The organism is Dactylosporangium sp. NPDC049525 (assembly GCF_040676755.1).
Lineage (GTDB): Bacteria > Actinomycetota > Actinomycetes > Mycobacteriales > Micromonosporaceae > Dactylosporangium.
On record NZ_JBFAPO010000139.1, the window covers coordinates 1 to 4,759 of the forward strand.

A 4,759-nucleotide genomic window follows, 5' to 3' on the forward strand; every position below is an offset into this window, starting at 1 on the left:
CCCTGGCCCAACCACCACCGCCCCCGCCGCGCCGCCATCTCCTCCTTCGGCATCAGCGGCACCAACGCCCACCTCATCCTCGAACAAGCACCCGACCGCGAGCCGGCACCCGAGCCGCCCGCCGTGACGCCACCCGCGCTGACGCTGCCCGGACTGCTGTCCGGCCCGTCGCCGCAGGCCCTGACCCGGCAGGCGCGGCAGCTGGTGGACCACCTCGGCGGGCGGGCGCTGACCGCCGCCGAGGCGCACACCCTCGCCGTCGTCCGTGCCCACCACACCCACCGCGCCGCGTTCCACGGCCCCGCCGCCTTGGCCGCGCTCGCCGAGGGCCGCACCGACGCCGGCCTCGTCACGGGGACCGCCCGCGACGCCCGGCTCGCGTTCGTCTTTGCCGGGCAGGGCGCCCAGCGACCGGGAGCGGGCCGGGAGCTGTACGACACGTTCCCGGTCTTCGCCGCGGCCCTCGACGCCGCCTGCGCGCAGCTCGACCCGCTGCTCGGCGGCTCGCTGCGCGACGTGCTGTTCGCCGAACCCGGCACCGACGGCGCCGAACTGCTCGGCCAGACCAGCTGGACCCAGCCGGCGCTGTTCGCGCTGGAGACGGCCATGTACCGGCTCGTCGAGTCGTGGGGGGTCGTCCCGGACTACCTCGCCGGGCACTCCATCGGCGAGCTCGCCGCCGCGCACGTCGCCGGGGTGCTGAGCCTGCAGGACGCCGCGACCCTGGTCGCGCACCGCGGGCGGCTGATGCAGCTGCTGCCGGTCACCGGCGCGATGGCGGCCGTCGAGGCGACCGAGGAGGAACTCGCCGCATACCTGCGCGAGCACGGCGGCGACGCGGCGATTGCCGCCGTCAACGCCGAACGGTCCGTCGTGGTCGCGGGCGACGTGGCCGCCGTGTCGGCCGCCGGCGCCCACTTCGCGGCCCTGGGCCGGCGGGTCCGCCGCCTCGCGGTGCGGCATGCGTTCCACTCCCCGCACGTCGACGCGGTGCTGCCGCAGTTCCGGGAGGTGGCGGCGCGGCTGACGTACCACCGGCCCGGTATCCCGATCGTCTCCGACGTCACCGGCCGGCTCGCCGACCCGGACGAGATCGCCACGCCCGACTACTGGGTCCGGCACGTCCGGGAGGCCGTCCGCTTCGCCGACGCCGTCGGCACCCTCGCCGGGCTCGGCGTCGGCCGGTGGCTGGAGCTGGCGCCGAACCCGACGCTCAGCCAGCTCGTCCGCGGCCACCCGGCGGCGGCCGGCCACCCGGTCGCCGCGGTCCTGCACCGCACCCGGCCCGAGCCCGAGGCGCTGCTGACGGCGGTGGCGACCCTGCACGCCGGTGGGCAGCCGGTCGACTGGGCCGCGGTCGCGCCGGGCCGGGGCCCGGTGGCGGACCTGCCGACGTTCGCGTTCGAGCCGGAGTCGTACTGGTACCTGCCGGACGACCGGCCTGACGACCGCGCTGACGTCCGGCCCGCCGCCACGCCGGCGTTGTCCAGGCATCGCGTCGCCTGGCGGGCCTGCGCGCCCGCGACGGCCGCGCCCGCCGGCGACTGGCTGGTGCTGGTCCCCGCCGGCGTCCCTGCGGCGACGTGGGCGGCCCGGGTCCCCGAGGCCCTCGCGGGCGCCGGTGCGGTGACGGTGTCCACTGTGTCCATGGCGTCCACGACATCCGCCGCGTCCACCGTGTCCGCGGCGTCCACGGCGTCCACGGCGTCCACTGTGGATGAGCTGGCGGCCGAGATCGCCGCGGCGCCGGGCCGCGGGATCGTCTCGCTGCTCGCCCTCGACGACACCGGCGGCGCCGCCGGCACCCTGGCGCTGCTGCGGGCCGCCGACGCGGCCGGCCACGGGGGTCCACTGTGGATACTCACCCGCGGCGCCGTCGCCGTCGCCGGGGGCGACCGCCCGGTGCCGGCCCAGGCGCAGGTCTGGGGCCTCGGCGTCACCGCCGGGCTGGAGCTGCCCGCCCTCCGCGCGGCCGTCGCCGACCTGCCGGCGGTGCCGAGCGACGCCGCGGTCGCCGCGCTGCGCGAGGCGTTCGGCGGGGCCGAGGACCAGATCGCGGTCCGCGACAGCGGGCTGTTCGCCCGCCGCCTCGTCGAAGCCACCCCGGCCACGGACAGCGCCGGCGGCACCTGGCGGACCAGCGGCACCGCCCTGGTCGTCGGCGGCACCGGCGGCCTCGGGCGGCAGGTCGCCCGGCGGCTGGTGGAGCGCGGCGCACAGACCGTGGTCCTCGTCAGCCGCCGCGGATCAGCGGCGCCCTCGGCCGAGCAGGCGCGGGCCGAGCTGACCGCGCTCGGGGCCCGGGTCGCCGTCGAGGCCTGCGACGCGGCCGATCGCGGCGCCCTCTCCCGGCTGCTGCGCCGGATCACGGCCGAGCACGGGCCGGTCCGCACGGTCGTGCACGCGGCCGGGACCGTCGGCGACACGCCGCTGCGGTCCCTCGACCCGGCCGCGCTGGCGGCGGCGACCGCGAAGGCGGCCGTGGCCACCAACCTCGACGCGCTGTTCGGCGGTGCGCCGCTGGACGCGTTCGTGCTGTTCACCTCGATCGCCGGGGTGTGGGGCAGCGGCGGGCAGGCAGCGTACGCGGCCGCGAACGCCGCCTGCGACGCCGTCGCCGCCCGCCGCAGGGCGCTCGGCCGCACCGCGACCGCGGTCGCCTGGGGCGTCTGGGCGGGCGACGGCATGGGCGCCGACCCGGACCTGGCCGCCCGTCTGGCCCGGCGCGGCCTGCGCCCGATGCCCCCGGCGGCCGCACTCGACGAACTGGAACGGGCGCTCGCCGCCGACGAGACCCACGTCGTCGTCGCCGACGTCGACTGGCCCCGGTTCCTGGCCCTGTACCAGGCGGCCGGCCCCCGCCCGCTGATGGCCGAGCTGAACCCCGCACCGGCGGCACCGCGGCAACCGGAGCAACCGCAGCAACCGCAGGCGACAGCACGGTCGCAGGCGACAGCACGGTCGCAGGCGGCGGACGGACCGGCGCAGCAGTGGCGGCAGGGCATCCAGCGGCTGCCCTCGGCGGAGCGGCCGGCCGCGGTCCTGGACCTCGTCGTCCGGCACACCGCGGGCGTCACCGGACGGGCCGCGGACCGCGTCGATGCCGACCGGCCGTTCCGGGACCTCGGCTTCGACTCCGTCCTCGCCGTCGAGCTGAGCACCCTCCTGGCCGCCGCCACCGGACTGCGGCTGCCGTCCACGCTCGCCTTCGACCACCCGACCCCCACCGCCGCGGCGGCCCTGATCGCCGACCTGGTCGCGCCGGCGCCGCAGCCGGCGCCCGACGCACCGGCGGCGGCACGGGTCGCGACCATCGGCTTGCCGGCTCCCACTGACGAGCCGATCGCGATTGTCGGGATGGCTTGCCGGTACCCTGGCGGCATCCGGAACCCGGAGGACCTCTGGCGGGCGGTGGCCGACGGCATCGACGCGACCGGCAGGTTCCCGACCGACCGCGGCTGGGACGTGGAACGGCTCTACCACCCCGACCCGGACCACCCGGGGACGTGCACCACCGAACGGGGCGGGTTCCTGTATGACGCCGCCGAGTTCGACCCGGCGTTCTTCGACATCACCCCGCGGGAGGCGCTCGCCACCGACCCGCAGCAACGCCTGCTGCTGCAGCTGGCCTGGGAGGTGTGCGAGCACGCCGGGATCGACCCCGGCGTCCTGCGCGGCAGCGCCACCGGCGTGTTCGTCGGCGCGTGGTCCCAGCAGTACGGCGGTGGGATGGGCCGTGGCGGCGCCGGCAGCGAGGGCTACCTGCTGACCGGCACGACCGGCAGCGTCGCGTCGGGCCGGATCGCGTACACCCTCGGCCTGCACGGGCCCGCCGTCACGGTCGACACCGCGTGCTCGTCGTCGCTGGTGGCGGTGCACCTGGCGGTGCAGGCGCTGCGGTCGGGCGAGTGCGACCTCGGGATGGCCGGCGGGGCCACCGTGATGGCCGACCCGGGAGTGTTCACCGAGTTCAGCCGGCAGCGCGGGCTCGCGCCCGACGGGCGGTGCAAGCCGTTCGCGGCGGCCGCCGACGGCACCGGCTGGAGCGAGGGCGCGGGCCTGCTGCTGCTGGAGCGGCTGAGCACGGCCCGCGCCAAGGGACACCGGGTCCTCGGCGTCATCCGCGGCTCGGCGGTCAACCAGGACGGCGCGAGCAACGGCCTCACCGCCCCGAACGGCCCCGCGCAGCAGCGGGTCATCCGCCAGGCGCTCGCCGCGGCCGGGCTGCGCGGCGCCGACGTCGACGCGGTCGAGGCGCACGGGACCGGCACCCGGCTCGGCGACCCGATCGAGGCGCAGGCGCTCATCGCGACCTACGGGCAGCAACGGCCCGCGGACCGGCCGCTGTGGCTCGGCTCGATCAAGTCGAACATCGGGCACACCCAGGCGGCGGCCGGGGTCGCCGGGATCATCAAGATGGTCCAGGCGATCCGGCACGGCGAGCTGCCGCGCACGCTGCACGTCGACGCGCCGACCCCGCGGGTCGACTGGTCGGCCGGTGCGGTGTCGTTGCTGACCGAACGGACGCCGTGGCCGGCGACCGGGCGGGACCGGCACGCGGCGGTGTCGGCGTTCGGGGTCAGCGGCACCAACGCGCACGTGATCATCGGCGCGGCACCGGCGGAAACCGTCGAGCCCGCCACGGTGACCGCGCCCGAGCGGCCGGTGCCGTTGCCGCTGTCGGCGCGCTCGGAGCCGGCGCTGCGGGCGCAGGCGGCCCGCGTCGCCGGCAGCCGCGGCTCGGCGCGCAGCAGCGCGG

1 protein-coding gene is annotated in these 4,759 nt (G+C 78.0%); it reads left to right on the forward strand.

Annotation, left to right across the window (positions count from 1 at the left end; all coding sequences use genetic code 11):
- Positions 1–4,759 (forward strand): SDR family NAD(P)-dependent oxidoreductase (locus AB0K00_RS57540; RefSeq protein ID WP_363540155.1); only part of this gene is annotated, 4,759 nt, incomplete at both ends.